Source organism: Variovorax durovernensis (assembly GCF_977011995.1).
Genome location: NZ_CDRNCW010000001.1, coordinates 5,044,275 through 5,062,415, shown reverse-complemented (window position 1 = coordinate 5,062,415; position 18,141 = coordinate 5,044,275). Strand labels below are relative to the sequence as shown.

The 18,141-nt window shown below is 67.5% G+C and carries 19 protein-coding genes; 10 read left to right on the top strand and 9 right to left on the bottom strand.

What is annotated here, in order from left to right; all coding sequences use genetic code 11:
* Nucleotides 1-20: 20 nt before the first annotated feature.
* Nucleotides 21-1,469: a C13 family peptidase gene (locus tag ACWV14_RS24075; protein ID WP_454904106.1), complete on the bottom strand. Its 1,449-nt coding sequence runs from the start codon at nucleotides 1,467-1,469 to the stop codon at nucleotides 21-23.
* An 83-nt stretch (nucleotides 1,470-1,552) separates the two neighbouring features.
* Between ACWV14_RS24075 and ACWV14_RS24070 the strand changes: the two genes are divergently transcribed.
* From ACWV14_RS24070 to ACWV14_RS24030, 9 genes are all read left to right on the top strand, one after another.
* The gene (locus tag ACWV14_RS24070) at nucleotides 1,553-2,014 is read left to right on the top strand and encodes a metallophosphoesterase family protein (RefSeq protein ID WP_454904104.1); all 462 of its coding nucleotides are present in this window, start codon (nucleotides 1,553-1,555) and stop codon (nucleotides 2,012-2,014) included.
* 113 nt (nucleotides 2,015-2,127) lie between these two features.
* Nucleotides 2,128-2,964: an iron uptake transporter permease EfeU gene (gene efeU, locus ACWV14_RS24065; RefSeq protein ID WP_081270647.1), complete on the top strand. Its 837-nt coding sequence runs from the start codon at nucleotides 2,128-2,130 to the stop codon at nucleotides 2,962-2,964.
* A gap of 8 nt (nucleotides 2,965-2,972) precedes the next feature.
* Nucleotides 2,973-4,163, top strand: a complete 1,191-nt coding sequence (gene efeO / locus ACWV14_RS24060) for an iron uptake system protein EfeO (protein ID WP_454904103.1) — start codon at nucleotides 2,973-2,975, stop codon at nucleotides 4,161-4,163.
* 19 nt (nucleotides 4,164-4,182) lie between these two features.
* Nucleotides 4,183-5,508: an iron uptake transporter deferrochelatase/peroxidase subunit gene (gene efeB / locus ACWV14_RS24055; RefSeq protein WP_454904102.1), complete on the top strand. Its 1,326-nt coding sequence runs from the start codon at nucleotides 4,183-4,185 to the stop codon at nucleotides 5,506-5,508.
* A gap of 52 nt (nucleotides 5,509-5,560) precedes the next feature.
* The gene (gene efeO, locus ACWV14_RS24050) at nucleotides 5,561-6,397 is read left to right on the top strand and encodes an iron uptake system protein EfeO (protein ID WP_454904100.1); all 837 of its coding nucleotides are present in this window, start codon (nucleotides 5,561-5,563) and stop codon (nucleotides 6,395-6,397) included.
* Between the two features lie 204 nt (nucleotides 6,398-6,601).
* Entirely contained in the window at nucleotides 6,602-6,901 is a 300-nt protein-coding gene (locus tag ACWV14_RS24045) for a FeoA family protein (protein WP_454904098.1), read from the top strand.
* Nucleotides 6,894-8,789 (top strand): ferrous iron transporter B, encoded by a 1,896-nt coding sequence (gene feoB / locus ACWV14_RS24040; RefSeq protein ID WP_454904096.1) that lies wholly within the window; start codon nucleotides 6,894-6,896, stop codon nucleotides 8,787-8,789. Before ACWV14_RS24045 ends, feoB begins: the two co-directional genes overlap by 8 nt.
* 129 nt (nucleotides 8,790-8,918) lie before the next feature.
* Entirely contained in the window at nucleotides 8,919-9,206 is a 288-nt protein-coding gene (locus tag ACWV14_RS24035; protein ID WP_454904094.1) for a DUF6587 family protein, read from the top strand.
* A gap of 5 nt (nucleotides 9,207-9,211) precedes the next feature.
* Complete coding sequence (locus ACWV14_RS24030; RefSeq protein ID WP_454904092.1) at nucleotides 9,212-10,396, top strand: FAD-dependent monooxygenase; 1,185 nt, start codon at nucleotides 9,212-9,214, stop codon at nucleotides 10,394-10,396.
* A 2-nt stretch (nucleotides 10,397-10,398) separates the two neighbouring features.
* Here ACWV14_RS24030 and ACWV14_RS24025 read toward each other — a convergent pair whose 3' ends face one another.
* The 7 genes from ACWV14_RS24025 to ACWV14_RS23995 form a co-directional block, all read right to left on the bottom strand.
* Nucleotides 10,399-11,649 (bottom strand): SMI1/KNR4 family protein, encoded by a 1,251-nt coding sequence (locus ACWV14_RS24025; protein WP_454904091.1) that lies wholly within the window; start codon nucleotides 11,647-11,649, stop codon nucleotides 10,399-10,401.
* 102 nt (nucleotides 11,650-11,751) lie between these two features.
* Nucleotides 11,752-12,624, bottom strand: a complete 873-nt coding sequence (gene kynA, locus ACWV14_RS24020; protein ID WP_454904090.1) for a tryptophan 2,3-dioxygenase — start codon at nucleotides 12,622-12,624, stop codon at nucleotides 11,752-11,754.
* Entirely contained in the window at nucleotides 12,621-13,898 is a 1,278-nt protein-coding gene (gene kynU / locus ACWV14_RS24015; protein WP_454904088.1) for a kynureninase, read from the bottom strand. The genes kynA and kynU overlap by 4 nt, the downstream gene beginning before the upstream one ends.
* Nucleotides 13,899-13,908: 10 nt before the next feature.
* Entirely contained in the window at nucleotides 13,909-14,559 is a 651-nt protein-coding gene (gene kynB / locus ACWV14_RS24010; protein ID WP_454904086.1) for an arylformamidase, read from the bottom strand.
* Between the two features lie 78 nt (nucleotides 14,560-14,637).
* A complete protein-coding gene (locus ACWV14_RS24005; RefSeq protein ID WP_422087769.1) occupies nucleotides 14,638-14,952 on the bottom strand; it encodes a YkgJ family cysteine cluster protein in 315 nt (104 codons plus the stop codon).
* 33 nt (nucleotides 14,953-14,985) lie between these two features.
* Nucleotides 14,986-15,921 (bottom strand): ornithine carbamoyltransferase, encoded by a 936-nt coding sequence (gene argF, locus ACWV14_RS24000; protein ID WP_454904084.1) that lies wholly within the window; start codon nucleotides 15,919-15,921, stop codon nucleotides 14,986-14,988.
* A complete protein-coding gene (locus ACWV14_RS23995; protein WP_454904083.1) occupies nucleotides 15,918-17,126 on the bottom strand; it encodes an acetylornithine/succinylornithine family transaminase in 1,209 nt (402 codons plus the stop codon). Before ACWV14_RS23995 ends, argF begins: the two co-directional genes overlap by 4 nt.
* Nucleotides 17,127-17,286: 160 nt before the next feature.
* On the opposite strand from ACWV14_RS23995, the gene ACWV14_RS23990 reads away from it, so the two are divergent.
* Complete coding sequence (locus tag ACWV14_RS23990; RefSeq protein WP_081270633.1) at nucleotides 17,287-17,616, top strand: DUF3579 domain-containing protein; 330 nt, start codon at nucleotides 17,287-17,289, stop codon at nucleotides 17,614-17,616.
* 136 nt (nucleotides 17,617-17,752) lie between these two features.
* Here ACWV14_RS23990 and rpsT read toward each other — a convergent pair whose 3' ends face one another.
* Nucleotides 17,753-18,067 (bottom strand): 30S ribosomal protein S20, encoded by a 315-nt coding sequence (gene rpsT, locus ACWV14_RS23985; RefSeq protein WP_007831346.1) that lies wholly within the window; start codon nucleotides 18,065-18,067, stop codon nucleotides 17,753-17,755.
* Between the last annotated feature and the right edge of the window lie 74 nt (nucleotides 18,068-18,141).

The following is an 18,141-nucleotide window of genomic DNA, read 5'->3' as shown; positions in this document are numbered from 1 at the left end:
TTGCAGGGGGCGCCCGACTGCTACTTCGCGATGCCGTCGAGGCGCTGCGCGAGGCGGTCGAGCACGGGGCGGATCTTTTCGCCGACGCTGATCTGCGGGTTCGAGAAGCCGTCTTCCTTGCCGGCATCGATCTCGCGCTGCTTGATCAACGGCACTGCCGCCGCGAAGGCGGTCTCGAAGGAGCGGGTCTTGCGCAGCTCCTCGTTGAACATCGCACGGCCGAAGAAGGTCAGCTCGGACAGCCGGCCGCATCCGTACGAGGTGTGGGTGGCGTCGGCGGCGGTCATCACCAGCGTGTCGTCGTTGGCCAGCGGCTCTATCCATCCTCCCGAATAGCAGGCCGAGACCGCGACCACCCTGTGGCGGATGCCGGCCTTGTCGAGCGCCTCGCGCAGTTCTTCCGGCGTGAGCCAGGGCACGGACAGCGGCCAGTGCGCGGCTGCAAGCTTGTGGTCGCGCGCGCCGTGCGAGGTGAGGTAGATCACCAGCACGTCGTTCTCCCGGTCCATGCGCTCGGCCAGCGCGGCGATGGCGCGCTCCAGGTTCAGCGGCGTGGCCCAGGGCAGCGTTTCGGCGGTGGTCGCATGGTTCATGAGGTGGATCACGCGGCCCTTGGCGTCGAAGCGCTCTTCCAGCAGTGCGGCGACCATGCGGCTTTCGCGCAGGAACACGTCTTCCGAAGCGTAGGGCGCGAACACGAGGCCGTAGACATCGGCCTGCCCCGGCTTGCCGGCGGCAAGGGTATCGACCGTGTGGTCCCACAGCGCCTGCTGTTCCTCGAAGAGCTCCTGCGTCAGGCGCATGCGCGGGCGCTCGGGCTCGGAGGACGCGCTGGCATCGGCCTGCCAGACGCGCTCCTGCGTGTATAGCGACTGCCAGAAGGTCAGCGCGAGCATGGCCACGAATGCGGGTACGAAGATCGCGAGTCGCCAGCGCGCACCGGCTTCGCGCGCGGTGAAGCGCGCGAGCGCCAGCACGATCCACGCGCAACCCAGGCCGAAAACGATCCAGTAGCCGGGAGAGGTCGCAAGCTTTGCCGGCAGCCAGCCGCGCGTATAGCCCAGGGCCAGCAGGCTGAGCATCAGGTTGGCCGGAAGCATTGCCCAGGTGGCCAGCACGAACCAGCGCGCCAGCCCGTTGTTGCCCGCCCGGGCAGACAGCGCGAACCAGCCCAGCCACGCGAGCACGCCGAGCGACCAGAGCGTGTTGAGGTTGACGGTGGCGTAGAGCCGCGCGGGGCCGTCTATCTCCAGGCGCGCCAGGCCGGTCCATGCGAGCTCGGGCAGCAGCACGAGCAGCAACAGCTGCCAGGGCGCGGGCCGTTCATCGACGCGCGGGTCGAGCAGCATGGAGGCACGCAGGCCGCCAGCGATCCATCGCAACAGGCCCGCGCGCGGCTGCGGCGTGGCCGCAGGGGGTTCTCCTGCGTTTTCGGAAGGGGTCGGCGATGCGATGATGTCTTCGGGCATGGCGCCGATCATGCCTTTGCGTGCCGCGCTTTTCGCGGGCCTTGCGGCCACCCCGGGTTTGCCTCGATAACTTTCTTCTTCCCATGCTTCGCATCGGTCTTGTCTCCGACACGCACGGCCTGCTGAGGCCGCAGGCGCTCGCGTTCCTGAAGGGCAGCGATGCCATCGTGCATGGCGGCGACATCGGCAATCCGGGCATCCTCGATGCGCTGCGCGAGCTGGCACCGCTGACGGTGGTGCGCGGCAACAACGACCGGGAAGCCTGGGCCGACGGCATCGCGGAAACCGAACTCGTCGCGTTCGGCGGCGTGCATCTGTATGCGATCCACGATCTTTCGCAGCTCGACATCGACCCGGCCGCCGCCGGCGTGCGCGTGGTCGTCTCGGGCCATTCGCACAAGCCGAGGATCGAGGAGCGCGGCGGCGTGCTGTACGTCAACCCGGGCAGCGCGGGGCCGCGCCGCTTCAAGCTGCCCATCGCCGTGGCCGAATTGCGGATCGACGGCGGTGCGGTCACGGCTCGCATCCACGAAGTCAGCGCCTGACACATGGCTTTCATTACCATTCGGTAATCAAAGCCATCAAATGAGAATGGATCTTATTTGATGGGGTATGCTCATTGGCTCCGGGACTTTCTACGCCCTGAATCCAGAAGCCGATGCTCATTCCCTTTCTCATCATGCTGCGCGAAGGCATCGAAGCCGCGCTGATCGTCGGCATCGTTGCCAGTTACCTCAAGCAAAGCGGACGCGGCGCGTTGATGCCCGCGGTGTGGGTCGGCGTGCTGCTGGCCGCCGCGCTTTCGCTGTTCGCGGGCGCGGGCCTGCAATTGCTCGCCGCGGAGTTTCCGCAGAAGCAGCAGGAGCTGTTCGAAGGCGTGGTCGGGCTCATCGCGGTGGTCATGCTGACGTCGATGGTGTTCTGGATGCGCAAGGCGGCGCGCTCGATCAAGGGCGAACTGCAGGCCTCCATCGACAGCGCGCTCGCCAAGGGCGCCGACGGCCAGGGCTGGGCGCTGATCGGCATGGTGTTTCTCGCGGTGGCGCGGGAAGGGCTGGAGTCGGTGTTCTTCCTGCTGGCCGTGTTCCAGCAGAGCAGCGGCTGGGAGGCGCCCGTGGGCGCGCTGGCCGGCATCGCGGTGTCGGTGGTGGTCGGCTGGGGGCTCTACTCTGGCGGCGTGCGGCTCGACCTGCGCCGCTTCTTCCGCTTCACCGGCCTCTTCATCCTGCTGGTGGCCGCGGGCCTGCTGGCCGGCGTGCTGCGCAAGCTGCATGAAGGCGGCGTGTGGAACCACCTGCAGACGGTGGTGTTCGACATGAGCGACAAGCTGCCGATGGACAGCCCCGTGGGCGCAGTGCTTTCGGGCCTGCTGGGCTATCAGGCCGCGCCCGTGGTGGGCGAGGTCATCGTCTACCTGGCCTTCCTGGCCGTCGCCCTGTTCTTCTTCCTGCGTCCGGCGCCCGCGCCGGCGCCACGCGCGGCCGCCGCCCGCTGAAACCCGCAATGTCTTCTTCTTCCTCCGACAACAAGCCCTCCACCTCGAACCTGATGCGCGCGGCGGTGGCCGGCTCGGCGCTGCTGGTCGTCGCCGGCCTCGCGGCCTTCTGGTATGCCTCGAACGAGGCCCGCAAGGCGCCGCCCAGGACGGCCGACAACGCCGTCACCGTCACGATCCAGGGCAACGCCTGCGATCCCAACGAGATCACCGTGCCCGCGGGGCGCACCACCTTCACCATCGTCAACAAGTCGAACCGCGCGCTCGAGTGGGAAATTCTCGATGGCGTGATGGTGGTGGAAGAGCGCGAGAACATCGCTCCCGGCTTCTCGCAGACCATGACGGTCAAGCTGCAGCCGGGCGAGTTCGCCATCACCTGCGGCCTGCTGAGCAACCCGCGCGGCAAGCTGCGCGTCACGCCTTCGGCAGCGTCCGATGCCGAAGCGGCGCGGCCGTCGCTGGTCAACTACGTCGGCGCGCTGGCCGAGTACCAGACCTTCCTGCGGCTGGAGGCGGGCTCGCTCGAAGACGCGGTGAGTGCGCTGTCCGATGCGATCAAGGCGGGCAACCTGCAGCAGGCGAGGGCGCTCTACACGCCGGCGCACCAGGCTTACAAGCGCATCGAGCCGATGGCCGAACTGTTCGCCGACCTCGACACCCGCATCAACGCGCGCGCCGACTACTTCGAGAAGCGGGAGGCCGACCCCGGCTTCACCGGCTTCCATCGCATCGAGTACGCGCTGTACAGCCAGAACGATGTGAAGAGCCTAGCGCCCGTGGTCGACAAACTGACGGGCGACATCGGCACCCTCAAGGAGCGCCTGCGCGGCCTCGACATGCCGCCGGAGCGGCTCGCGGGCTCGGCCTCGAAGCTGCTGCGCCGCGTGGCCGACAACCTGCCGGCCGGCGGCGAAGACCACTACGGCCACGCCGAAGTCGCCAACCTGCAAGGCACCTACGAAGGCACGAAAAAGATTTCCGAACTGCTGCAGCCGCTGCTGGTGAAAGCGGCGCCCGCGCTGCAGAAGAGCGTGGACGAGCGCTTCGCGGCCTTCGACGCCGCGCTGGCCCCGTACCGCGAGGGCGAGGGCTTCAAGCCTGCGCCGCTCGACGAAGCGCAAAGAAAGGCACTGGCCGAACCCGTGCGCGCGCTGGCCGAGGAACTCGGCAAGGTCAACGCCGCGCTCGGCCTGGAATGACGTGAGAGCAAGCATCCCCATGGAAAAGTTGAAGATCAACGAAGCCGTCTCGCCTGAGGGACGTCCCGAATCCCCGCACCGCCGCCGCATGCTTGGCGCAGCCGGCGTCGCCTTTGCAGGGCTGGCCGCCTCGGCCCGTGCCGGCGCCGCGCCTTCGGGCCCGCCCAATTCGCCGGACAGCGGCGCGCAAGTGACCGACGCGCCGCAGAGCACCCACACGCAAGACCGTGTGCCCTTCCGCGGCAAGCATCAGGCCGGCATCGTCACGCCGCGCCCGACGGCCGGCATGATCGCCTCGTTCTACGTGCTGGCCGAGAACCGCGGCGACCTGGAGCGGCTGTTCCGCACGCTCACCGAGCGCATCGCCTTCCTCACGCAGGGCGGCCCGCAGACCGACCCAGACCCCAAGCTGCCGCCCGCGGGCTCCGGCATCCTCGGGCCGGTGGTGCAGCCCGACGGGCTGACCGTGACGGTGTCGGTCGGCACTTCGCTGTTCGACGAGCGCTTCGGCCTCGAGAAGAAAAAGCCCCTGCGGCTGAACCAGATGCAGCGCCACCCGAATGACGCGCTCGACGCCGCGCTGTGCCACGGCGACCTGTCGATCCAGTTCTGCGCCAACACGCCCGACACCAACATCCACGCGCTGCGCGACATCATCAAGAACACGCCCGACCTGCTGGTGCTGCACTGGAAGCAGGAAGGCACCGTGCCGCCGATTCCGGCGGTGCCCGGCAAGCCGGCCGAGAGCGCGCGCAATTTCCTCGGCTTCAGGGACGGCTCCGCCAACCCCGACTCGGCCGACGACAAGCTCATGGACAACATCGTATGGGTGCAGCCCGGCGGTGACGAGCCGGCCTGGGCGGTGGGCGGCAGCTACCAGGCGGTGCGCATCATCCGCAACTTCGTGGAGCGCTGGGACCGCACGCCGCTGCAGGAGCAGGAGGCCATCATGGGCCGCCTGAAGCCCACCGGCGCGCCGCTGGACGGCGGCAAGACCGAGCACGACGTGCCCGACTACACCAAAGACCCCGAAGGCAAGGCCACGCCAATGGACGCGCACATCCGCCTGGCGAACCCGCGCACCAAGGCCTCGGACAAGAACCTGATGCTGCGCCGGCCCTTCAACTATTCGAACGGCGTGACCAAGTCCGGCCAGCTCGAGATGGGGCTGCTGTTCATCTGCTACCAGGCCAACCTGGAGAACGGCTTCATCGCGGTGCAGAAGCGCCTGGACGGCGAGCCGCTCGAGGAATACATCAAGCCCATCGGCGGCGGCTTCTTCTTCACGCTGCCGGGCGTGCGGGACGAGCGCGACTGGCTGGGGCGCAGCCTTATGGCCGCCTGAGGCGGCATCGGGCGCACAAGTTTTTTCACCACTGCCCAGAACAAGGAGATCCATGACCGTGCAGTTCCGCCGCCACTTCCTCGCCACTTTCGTTGCAGGCTTCGCCGGGCTCTGTGCCGTTGGCGCACAGGCCGCCGTGTCGCCGCTCGAGCTGGTCGGACCGATCTCCGACTACAAGATCTACGTCGCCGAGAACGTGCGCAAGCTGGCCGCGGACACGCGCGCCTTCACCGCCGCGGTGAAGGCCGGCGACATCGAGAAGGCGAAGAAGCTGTATGCGCCCACGCGCACCAGCTACGAGCGCATCGAGCCGGTGGCCGAGCTGTTCAACGACCTCGACAAGGCGATCGACTCGCGCGCAGACGACCACGAAAAGGCCGAGAAAGACCCGGCCTTCGGCGGCTTCCACCGCATCGAATACGGCCTGTGGGTGCAGAAGAGCACCAAGGAGCTCAACCCGGTGGCCGACAAGCTGCTGGCCGACGTGCTCGAGCTGCAGAAGCGCCTGGTCGCGCTGACCTTCCCGCCCGAGAAGGTGGTGGGTGGCGCCGCGGTGCTGATGGAAGAAGTCGCCGCGACCAAGATCTCCGGCGAGGAAAACCGCTACAGCCACACCGACCTGTGGGACTTCCAGTCGAATTTCGAGGGCGCTTTCAAGATCGTCGAACTGCTGCGCCCGCTGGTCGTGAAGGAAAACAAGGCCTTTTCGGACAAGACCGACGCCAATTTCAAGGTGGTGTTCGACACGCTGGCCAAGTACAGGACGGCCGATGGCGGCTTCGAGACCTATTCGAAGCTCACCGAGCGTGACCGCAAGCTGCTGGCAGGCCGCGTCAATACGCTGGCCGAAGACCTGTCGAAACTGCGCGGCATGCTCGGGCTGAACTAGGCTCGCCCCCAGGCTTCGCGCATTTCGTGTCGCTTCGCCTACCCCCTGCCGGGGGCAACACCTGCGGCCCGGCAAAGCCGGTTCCGCGGTGTTTCTTGCTTATGGCCCCCCATTTTTGACGGTGGTCAGGTTTTCGCGAGTGAGAATTGCTAGCATTCGGGTATTGCTTACTTGGCGCGCCGATATTCAGGGCGCACTCTCACCGTGCACACCAAAGACAACGGCGCAGCGCCGGCATCCGCCGTCCTGCACCTCGACCAGCTTCCGAACAACCAGTGGGCCACCGTGCTCGACGTGGCGCGCCCCGAGAGCGCCGATGAGCGCGAACTCGTGTTGCGCCTGACCGAAATCGGCTTCGTGCCTGGCGAGGCCGTGCGCATCGTCGCCAGCGGCCTGCCGGGCCGCGAGCCGCTGGCGGTTCGCCTGGGTCACACCACCTTCGCGCTGCGCCGCCACGAGGCCGCGCTCATTCACGTCACGCCGGGGGCTGCCAACCATGGTTGAGGCCGTCATCCAGGGCCCCGGCGGCTTTGCGCCCACCGCGCAGCCGGGCCGCATCGCCTTGCTGGGCAATCCCAATTGCGGCAAGACCGCGCTGTTCAACCTGCTTACCGGCAGCCGCCAGAAGGTGGCCAACTACGCCGGCGTGACCGTCGAGCGCAAGGAAGGCACTCTGCGCACGCCCTCGGGCCGGCGCGTGTTCGTGCTCGACCTGCCGGGCGCCTACAGCCTGAATGCGCTGAGCGCCGACGAGGCCGTCACCCGCGACATCGTCACCGGCCAGAGCAAGGAAGCCCTGCCCGACCTGCTGGTGTGCGTTACCGACGCCACCAACCTGCGGCTGAACCTGCGGCTGGTGCTCGAAGCCAGGAGGCTCGGCCTGCCGATGGTGGTGGCGCTCAACATGACCGACATGGCCCGGAAGCAGGGCATCGTGGTCGACAAGGCGGCGCTCTCGCGCGAACTGGGCGTGCCGGTCATCGAGACCGTCGGTGTGCATACCGGCGGCGCGCAGGGCCTGCTCGAAGCGCTCGACACTCCCGTGGCCGCCGCCGCGCCGCAGCCTTGGCAGGCCCCCGGCCTGGACGACGTGCTGGCCACGCAGCGCGAGGTACGCCGCATCCTCGGCCTCACGGTGAAAGAGCCGGTCGGCAGCCTCGCCACGAGCGACCGTATCGACCGCCTGGTGCTGCATCCCGTGTGGGGCATGCTGGTGCTGGCCGTCACCATGTTCCTGATGTTCCAGGCGGTGTTCAGCTGGGCCAATGTGCCGATGGACGCCATCAAGGCCGGCACCGAGGCGCTCGGCGGCCTCATCAAGGCGCACATGGGCGAGGGCATGCTGCAGAGCCTGCTGGTCGACGGCGTCATCGCGGGCGTGGGCGGCGTCATCGTCTTCCTGCCGCAGATCCTGATTCTTTTCCTGTTCATCCTCGCGCTCGAAGACTCCGGCTACCTGCCGCGCGCGGCCTTCCTGCTCGACCGCGTGATGGGCACCGTGGGCCTGTCGGGCCGCTCGTTCATTCCGCTGCTGTCGAGCTTTGCCTGCGCCATTCCGGGCGTGATGGCCACGCGCACCATCAGCAACTGGCGCGACCGCATCACCACCATCATGATCGCGCCGCTCATGACCTGTTCGGCGCGGCTGCCGGTGTATGCGCTGCTCATCGCGGCCTTCATTCCGGCGCGCACGGTGGGCGGGGTGTTCAACCTGCAGGGCGTGGTGCTGTTCGCGCTGTATGTGTTCGGCATCGTCTCGGCCATGGCCGTGGCGTGGGTGATGAAGCGTTTCCGCGACAACACCGCGCATTCGCCGCTGATGATGGAGCTGCCCGCCTACCGCTGGCCCAACCCGCGCAACCTGGCGCTGGGCCTGTACGAGCGCGCATGGATCTTCCTGCAGCGCGTGGGCACGATCATCCTCACGCTGACCATCCTGCTGTGGTTCCTGTCGACCTTCCCGTCGCCGCCCGAGGGCGCGACCGGCCCGGCCATCCAGTACAGCCTGGCCGGCATGATCGGCCGCGGGCTGGAGCACATCTTCGCGCCCATCGGCTTCAACTGGCAGATCTCGATCGCGCTGGTGCCGGGCATGGCCGCGCGCGAAGTGGCCGTGGGCGCGCTGGGCACGGTGTATGCGCTGTCGGCCACCGGCGACGATGTGGCGGGCCAGCTGGAGCCGCTGATCGCGGGCAGCTGGTCGCTGGCAACGGCGCTGTCGCTGCTGGTCTGGTACGTGTTCGCGCCGCAGTGCATTTCGACGCTGGCGGCTGTGAAGCGCGAGACCGGCTCGTGGAAGTACGTGTGGATCATGGCCGGGTACCTCTTCGCGCTTGCCTATATGGCCTGTTTCATCACCTACCGCGTTGCGGTGGCACTCGGAGCAGGGTAAAAAACAAACCCCCAGGCTTGCCCACTTCGTGTGGCCGCCAACCCCCTTGCAGGGGGCAATACCTGCGGCCCGGCAAAGCCGGTTCCGCGGTATTCCTGGAGTAGGCTTGGGGATTGGAGTATTCGAGATATGACGCAACAACTGATCGTCGGATTCATCGTCGCCGCCGCCGCGTTCTACGCGGTCTGGCGCTGGATGCCCGCAGGCTGGCGGCGTGGTGCCGCGCAGAAGCTCGCGGCCGGCACGCACCGCGCGGGCTGGGTCGACGAAGAGCGCGCCAAGGAACTGGCCGCCTCGCTGGCCAAGACATCGGGCTGCGGCTCGTGCGACAGCTGCGGAAGCTGCGCTCCCAAGACACCCTTCAAACCCACGGAAGCCGACCAGGCCACCGCCCGCCCGTCCACGCAAAGCCGCTGAGACCGATGCCCGCGCACATCCTCGTCGCCGGGGGCGGCATCGGGGGGCTGGCCACCGCGCTGGCGCTTTCCCGGCATCGGCACCGGGCAGACGTTTTCGAGCAGGCCGCCGTCTTCGGCGAAATCGGTGCCGGCGTGCAGCTCGGCCCCAACGCCACGCGGCGCCTTCAGCAGTTGGACCTGGGGCCGGGGCTCGCGGCCATCGCGGCGCGGCCCGATGCGCTCGTGGTCCACAGCGCCGACAGCGGCTCCGACCTGGCCCGCATGCCGCTCGGCGACGCCATGCAGCAGCGCTACGGCGCCCCTTACTTCTGCGCCCATCGTGCCGACCTGCACGGCCTGCTGCTCGACGCCGTGCGTGCGCGCGGCATCGGCAACCTCGTCACCGCCGCACGCATCACGCAGGTCGAAACCAGCGACGACCTCGTCTGCATGTCGAGCACCGACGCACGCGCCTGGGAAGGCGAGGCGATCGTGGGCGCAGATGGTCTCTGGAGCCTGGTGAGGCGCCAGCTCGACACCGCATCGGCAGCGCAATCGCCCCGCGTCACCGGCCACACGGCGTGGCGCGCGCTGATCGAGCAGGCGAAGCTGCCTGCTGCCCTGCGCCGCCGGCAGGTCGACGTGTGGCTCGGCCCGCGCCTGCATGCGGTGGCGTATCCGGTGCGCGGCGGCGACTGGCTCAACGTGGTCGTGATCGCCGAATCCGCGCCCGCGGGTGATGCGCGCGACTGGGACCAGTCCAGCAGCATCGCCGCGCTCAGGCAGGCCATGGGCTGCAGCTGCGGCGCTCTGCAGTCGCTGCTCGACGCCATGCCCGGCTGGCGCGCATGGTCGCTCGGCGACCGGGCGCCCATGACCTCCGCAGCCGACATGGCCCACGAGCGCGTCGCGCTGGTCGGCGACGCCGCGCACCCGATGGTTCCGTACCTTGCGCAGGGCGCGGGCATGGCCATCGAAGACGCGCTGGCGCTGGCCGATGCGCTGGGCGAGGGAAACGCGGCAGCCGTGCCCGCCGCCTTCGCGCGCTATGCCGAGGCGCGCTGGGCGCGCAATGCGCAAGTGCAGGCCAGGGCGCGCCGCAACGGCGAGATCTTCCACGCGACCGGCGCGGTGCGGCTGGGCCGCGACATGGCAATGCGCCTGCTGGGCGCCAAGCTGCTCGACCAGCCCTGGCTCTACGGCGGGTAGAACTAGAGCCTGAACGCCTGCAGGTGCTCGATGCGCTCGGCGATTCCTTCCTGCCCCAGATAGTGGCCGAGCTTGCCGTCCTGCATCTGCGCAAGCGTGGTCTCCAGCTCCACCAGCATCGCATCGCGGTCCGCGACGAAGGCCGGCGCCACGTCGATGCCTGCCTGCTCGCAGGCTTCCGCGATCAGGTGCGCGCTCGCAGGCGCGCCACAGGCCGCGCACTTGACGATGGCCGCCACGTTGGGCTCCGCGCCGTTGGCCAGCAGCGCGGCCGTGAGTTCGGGCGCGATCTGCCCGTCGATGCTGCCCAGCGCATCCGCAGCCACCGGCGCACCGGCACGCACCAGCGCTGCCGCTGCGGCAAAAGCACCATTCCCGACCGCGACATCGACCGCAAGCGCGCTGCCTTGCAGCGGCCCGTCGAAGCCCACGCCCGCTGCGGCAAGCTGGGCGACCATATCGGCGTCGTCCGTCGCGATCGCGTGGCGCAGCGCCACGCGTGCGAGCGAGGGCTTGTGGCGCAACGTGCCTTCGGCCAGCGGCGTGCGCCAGTCGACCACGGCGCGCGAATAGAAGGCAATCAGCTTGTCCATCAGGTCGAGATCGAGCCCGTGTTCCTCGTGCCGGTCGTCGAGGTATTCGAGCAGTGTCTGCCCCGCGAAATAGTCGCTCGTGGGGGCCAGCGGGTCTTCGTCCAGGTGCAGCGCAGCGAAGGCGCCCATCAGGTCGGAGGCGATGGTGTTCACGCTGTCTTCGTGCAGCGCGTGCGTCCAGGCCGGCGGCAGGCCCTTCTTCCAGGCAACGATCTGCCCGTGCTCGGCGCCCGGCTCGACCACCGCGTAGATGCGGTCGGTGTACTCGAAGCCGCCGAAGGGCAGGTGCGTGAGCTTGCCGCTCCACGGTTCGCCGCTTTCTTGCGCGGCTTCCCCGGCCAGTTCCAGTTCGTGGTCGATCCAGCCTTGCAGGTCGTGATAGCCGTCGCTGCCGTTCCAGAACACCTCGGTCCAGCTGATGCCTTCGAGGTTGCCGTTCATCTCGAGCGACAGGTCGTAGTCGAGCCGCCCGCCCGCGGTGACTTCCCACAGCGCCAGCAGCCCGCCGGGAATCGGCCCCGCGCACAGCGACTGCACGGCGGCAATCTGTGCCTGGGGCATCGGCGGCTGCGCGTCGAAGATCACGCGGTTCGCGAACAGCACGACTCCGTGTTCGCGCAGGGTGGAAAGCTCTTCGGGTGTGAACCGGATGTCGTGCATGGCGGTGGCCTCCGTTGTTTCCAAAACTGTAGCGCTTTGCGCCGAAGGAACAATCCGGACCACCCCAGCCTCATGAGGGCGTTTGCACGACGAGGCTGAGTTCTACAGGTCGGTGCGCAGCTTCCAGATCTCCGGAAACAGCACCACGTCGAGCATCTTGCGCAGGTAGCTCACGCCGCCGGTGCCGCCGGTGCCGCGCTTGAAGCCGATGACGCGCTCGACCGTCGTCACATGGCGGAAGCGCCAGAGGCGGAAGGCGTCTTCCAGGTCGGTGAGCTTCTCGCCGAGCTGGTACAGGTCCCAGTGGTCGTGCGGGTTGCGGTAGACGGTGAGCCATGCCGCTTCGACACCGTCGCTCGATTCATAGGGCTGCGTCCAGTCGCGCTCCAGCCGGTCGGCGGGCACGGGCAGGCCGTGGCGCGCGAGCAGGCGCAGCGACTCGTCGTACAGCGAAGGCGCGCGGTAGGCTGTCTCTACCTGCGCGAGCAGGTCGGCGCGGTGCGCGTGCGGCTTGAGCATGGCGGCGTTCTTGTTGCCGAGCGCGAACTCGATGCAGCGGTACTGCGCGCTCTGGAAGCCGCTGGAATTGGCAAGGTATGGGCGCATCGCCGTGTACTCGGGCGGCGTCATGGTCGACAGCACGGTCCAGGCGCTCACCAGCTGTTCCATGATGCGGCTCACGCGGGCCAGCATCTTGAAGGCATCGGCCAGTTTTTCTTCGGCGATGCAGGCGGTGGCGGCGCGCAGCTCGTGCAGCATGAGCTTCATCCAGAGCTCGCTGGTCTGGTGCTGCACGATGAACAGCATCTCGTCGTGCGCGGGCGAGAGCGGATGCTGCGCGTTGAGTATCTCGTCGAGGTGCAGGTAGTCGCCGTAGCTCATGGACTTGCTGAAGTCCAGCTGCGCCTTCTCTTCGTGAACGATGTTCTCGGGGCTTTTCGAGGGGCTCTTCTCGGGGTTCTGGTCGGCGGTCATGTCACTGCGTTCTTGCGGTTGAATTCAGCGCGTCGCCAATCGCCGGTCTCGAGCACCTGCACCAGATGCTCGACCGAGTTCCACACGTCCTCGAAGCCGATGTACAGCGGCGTGAAGCCGAAGCGCAGGATGTCGGGCATCTGCGAGTCGCCGGCGCGGTAGTCGCCGATCACGCCGCGCGCGATCAGCGCCTGCACGATGGCGTAGGCACCTTCTTCGCGGCTCAGGCACACCTGCGAGCCACGTTGTGCGTGATCGCGCGGCGTGACCAGCGAGAGGCCTTGTCCGGCGCAGCGCTCTTCGACCAGCGCGATGAACATGTCCGTAAGCGCGAGCGACTTGGTGCGCAGCGCCGCCATCGCGCCTTGGTCGCGGTTGAAGGCCTCGGCCGCGAGCACGGTGTCGATCCCGCATTCGAGCCCGGCCAGCGCGATGATCGGCTGCGTGCCGCAGAGATAGCGGCCGACACCTGGGGCAGGGCGGTAGTGCGGCGTGAACTCGAAGGGGGCCGCATGGCCCCACCAGCCGGACAGCGGCTGCTCGAACTGCCCTGCGTGCTTCGTGTTCACCCATGCGAACGCCGGCGCGCCGGGGCCGCCGTTCAGATACTTGTAGCCGCAGCCGATGGCGTAGTCGGCGTTGCTGTCGTTCAGCGCAACCGGCACGGCGCCCGCGCTGTGCGCGAGGTCCCATACCGTGAGCGCGCCCACGGCATGTGCGGCGGCGGTGATGGCCTTCATGTCGTGCATGGCGCCGGTGCGGTAGTTGACGTGCGTGAGCATCAGCACGGCCACGTCGTCGGTCAGCACGCCGGGCAGTTCGCTCGCGTCGATCAGCTTGAGCGTGAAGCCGCGCTCGCGGCACAGCGACTCGGCAATGTAGAGGTCGGTCGGGAAGTTGCTGCGCTCGCTCACCACCAGCTTGCGTCCGCTGTCCTTCTGCTGGGACAAGGCAGCGAACAGCACCTTGTAGAGATTGACCGAGGTGCTGTCGGTGCACACCACTTCGCCGGGCGCGGCGCCGATCAGGCGGGCCACCTTGTCGCCCAGGCGCTGCGGCAGGTCGAACCAGCTCGCGGTGTTCCAGGAGCGGATGAGGCCTTCGCCCCATTCCTTGGTCACGACTTCGGCGATGCGTGCCGGTGCGGCTTTCGGCATCACGCCGAGCGAGTTGCCGTCGAGGTAGAGCACGCCCTCGGGCACGATGAATTGGTCGCGCAGGGCGCGCAGCGGGTCTTGCGCGTCGAGCGCGCGGCAGTCTGCAAGGGTCGTCATGGTGGAGGTTTCAGCGAGGAAGTTCGCGCAGCACGGCGCGAACGGGGGAGGCATCGGCGCTGACCAGCTTCAGAGGCAGCGCGATGAGTTCGTAGTCGCCTTCGGGCACGTCGTCGAGCACGAGGTTCTCGAGCACGCGCAGGTCGAGGCGGCGGATGCGTTGGTGGCTCTCCAGCGTCTTGCTGTCGGCCGGGTCGATGCTGGCGGTGTCGATGCCGATGAGCTTCACGCCCATGGCCGCGAGGCGCTCGACGGTGGCGGGCGCATAGGCCGCGAGCTGCGGGTCCCAGTGGCCGACCGGCATGCTGTCGTAGGTGCGCACCAGCACGCGCTGGGGCAGGTGGCTGTCGATGGCGTGGGCGATGTGCTCCCACTCGATCAGCGGGCCCTTGTCGATCGCATGGATCACGCGGCAGGGGCCGAGGAAGGGCGTGAGGTCGACGTCGCCAATGGTCTGGCCCTCGGGGTCGTAGTGCAGCGGGGCGTCTGCGTGCGCGCCGACGTGGGGCGAGAGCTTGATCTCGCTGACGTTCACCGGGCAGCCGGGCGAGATGGTCGCGGCCCAGCGCTGCTGGTAGGGCGTGTCGCCGGGAAAGACCGGCGCGCCTTCATGCACGGGCGGCGAAATGTCCCAGATGCGGTGCTGATGTGATGAAGCCATGGCGCGAAGTTAGCGCCGGGCGAGGGGTCGTGGTGTCGGTTATTTCCAACACACTGCGTGACGAGTTGAAGCGAAGGCTCAGTGCGGCGACGACAGCGCCGGCAGCCCATGCCGGGCCCGCGCACGCTCGCAGGCATCGCTGCCCGATTGCAGCTCGTGGCACGGATTGGGCCGCCATTCGTAGATGCCGCAGCTCACGGACTGGCCGATCTTGCCGGTGAGGGCGGCGCAGCGCATGGGCGTGTGGTCGGTGCCGCGCATGCGGCAGAGGCTGTCGTTCACCTCGACGGCAAGGCCGGACGGCACCTTGCCGCCGTTGTCGTCGAGTTCATGCACGCTGAAGTCGACGCGGTAGCTGGCGCAGCAGGCGCCGCATTTCTGGCAATCGGACATGCGGCTGCGCCTTGCTTGTGCTTCAGGGAATGGTCAGAGCCTGCCCAGGAGCAGGAACTCCATCAGCGCCTTCTGGGCGTGAAGGCGGTTCTCTGCCTCGTCCCACACCACCGACTGCGCTCCGTCGATGACCTCGGCCTGCACTTCCTCGCCGCGGTGGGCGGGCAGGCAGTGCATGAAGAGGGCGTCGGGCTGGGCGGCGCGCATCATGTCCTCGTCGACGCACCAGTCGGCGAAGGCCTTGCGGCGTGCCTCGTTCTCGGCTTCGTAGCCCATGCTGGTCCAGACGTCGGTGGTGACGAGGTCGGCGCCGCGGCAGGCTTCCATCGGGTCCTTGAAGACCTTGTAGCTGTCGCCCGAGCGGATGCCGGCGATCGACTGGTCGACCTCGTAGCCGCTGGGCGTGCTCACGTGCACCGTGAAGCCCAGGATCTCGGCCGCCTGCAGCCAGGTGTTGGCCATGTTGTTGCCGTCGCCCACCCACGCCACCGTCTTGCCCTGGATGGAGCCGCGGTGCTCGATGTACGTGAAGATGTCCGCCAGGATCTGGCAGGGGTGGAACTCGTTGGTCAGGCCGTTGATGACCGGTACGCGCGAGTGCGCCGCGAAGGCGTCGATCTTGGTCTGCTCGTAGGTGCGGATCATCACGATGTCGACCATGCGGCTGATGACCTTGGCGCTGTCCTCGATAGGCTCGGCACGGCCCAGCTGGCTGTCGCCGGTGGTCAGGTGGACCACGCTGCCGCCGAGCTGGTACATGCCGGCCTCGAAGCTCACGCGGGTGCGCGTGCTGGCCTTCTCGAAGATCATGGCCAGCGTGCGGTCGACCAGCGGCTGGTGCTTCTCGTAGGTCTTGAACTTCTTCTTGATGACCGCCATGCGGTCGAAGAGGTAGGTGTATTCGTCGGCCGTGAAGTCGGCGAACTGCAGGTAGTGCCGGATGTTGGTGTTCGCGGTGGCGTTCGTCATTGGGGAGCAGGCTCCGACAGGAAGGCTTTGACGATGGGCGCGAGGATGGCGACGATCTCGTCGGCCTCGGCGATGGTCAGGATGAGCGGCGGCACGAGGCGGATCACCTTGTCGGCCGTCACGCTCAGCAGCAGGCCGGCGTCGCAGGCGCGGTTCAGGATCACGCCGCAGGGCCGGTCGAGCTCGATGCCCAGCATCAGGCCCTGGCCGCGCACTTCCTTCACGCCCGGCAGGCCGCCGATTTCGCGCTCCAGCGCGGCCTTCAGGTGGGCGCCCACGGTGGCGGCGTTCTCGAGCAGCTTGTGCTCTTCCATGATGCGGATGGTCTCGACACCGGCGCGCATGGCCAGTGGGTTGCCGCCGAAGGTGGTGCCGTGGTTGCCGGGGCCGAAGATGCTGGCGGCCTTGGGGCCGGCCACCACGGCGCCGATCGGCACGCCCGAGCCCAGGCCCTTGGCCAGCGGCATCACGTCGGGCTTGATGCCCGCCCACTGGTGGGCGAACCACTTGCCGGTGCGGCCCATGCCGCACTGCACTTCGTCGATCATCATGAGCCAGTCGCGCTCGTCGCACAGTGCGCGCACCTGCTTGAGGTATTCGATGCGCATCGGGTGGATGCCGCCTTCGCCCTGGATGGTTTCGAAGAACACGGCGACCACGTTCGGATTGCCTTCGGTGGCCTTCTTCAGCGCCTCGATGTCGTTCAGCGGCACGCGGATGAAGCCCTCGACCAGCGGGCCGAAGCCGGCCTGCACCTTGGGGTTGCCGGTGGCCGACAGGGTGGCGATGCTGCGGCCGTGGAAGGCGGCTTCGTAGACGACGATCTCGGGGCGCTCGATGCCCTTGTCATGGCCGTACTTGCGGGCCAGCTTCAGGGCGGCTTCGTTGGCTTCGAGGCCGGTGGAGCAGAAGAAGACGTTGGTGAGGCCCGACAGTTCAGTCAGCTTGGTGGCGAGCTGTTCCTGGCCGGGCACGTGGTAGTAGTTGGAGCTGTGGATCAGCTTGGTCAGCTGGTCCTGCAGCGCAGGCACCAGTTCGGGGTGGTTGTGTCCCAGGGTGTTGACGGCAATGCCGCCGAGGCCGTCGATGTAGGCCTTGCCCGCGGTGTCCCAGACTCGGCAGCCCTGGCCGTGCGACAGTGCGATCGGCAGGCGACCGTAGGTGTTCATGACGTGGGGCGAGGTGGGCTGGGCGGTAGCGCTCATTCGGGTTCTCCAGATAGGGAACGCGGATTCTAGGCGTGCGGTTTGACGGCTTCGTTGAGGATTCCGCATTACAGCAATGCCCCATGTTCAGGATGCAAAAAGTGGCGCAGATAGAATCTCGTGTTGCACCGCAGCACCTGCTCGGGCGCCTCATTCAACGATGATTTCCCCCACAGCCAAAGAAATCTTCATCCAGGGCATCACCAAGGATGGACGGACCTTTCGCCCGAGCGATTGGGCCGAGCGCCTTGCCGGCGTGATGAGCTCCTTCCGCCCCGGCGGCGCCTTTCCCGGCAGCTACCTGAGCTACTCCCCCTGGTGCGTGCCGACGACCATCAACGGCGTGAAGTGCGTGGTCGTGAACCGCGCGCTGCGCGATGCCGAGCCCATGGCCTGGGACTTCTGCGTGAACTTCGCGAAAGACAACGACCTGCAGGTAGCCGAGGCCTGCCTGGTGCCCGACACACCCATCCCCCCCAAGAAGGCCTGACAGACAGGCCTTTTTCTTTTTGCGAGCCGAGCAGGCATGAAAAAACCGCCCGAAGGCGGTTTTTTACACTTTGCTGCAGCGCACCCCGATCAAACGGCGGACCGGAGAATTCCGGCCCGGGCTTGCCTGACAGGTGTCAGGCGGCTGCCTTTTCAGGCGCCAGGGCGAGGGCCTTGACCTTGGCCGACAGGCGGCTCTTGTCGCGGGCTGCCTTGTTCTTGTGGAAGATGCCCTTGTCGGCGACGGTGTCGACGATGCTCTGGGCCTTCGCGAAGAGTTCGCTTGCCTTGGTTTTGTCGCCAGCCAGAACAGCCTTTTCGACGTTCTTGACAGCGGTACGGTATTTGGAGCGCAGCGAGGTGTTCGCAGCGTTGAGCTTGGTGTCCTGGCGGACGCGCTTACGGCCGGAGGCGAGGCGCGGGTTCTTTTTCTTGGGCTTGGCGGATGCCATGATTTAGTTCCTTAGGTGTCTGAGGATGATGCAGCAAAGCCCTCCATTATAGGCCGGGTTGGCCCATTCGCCCA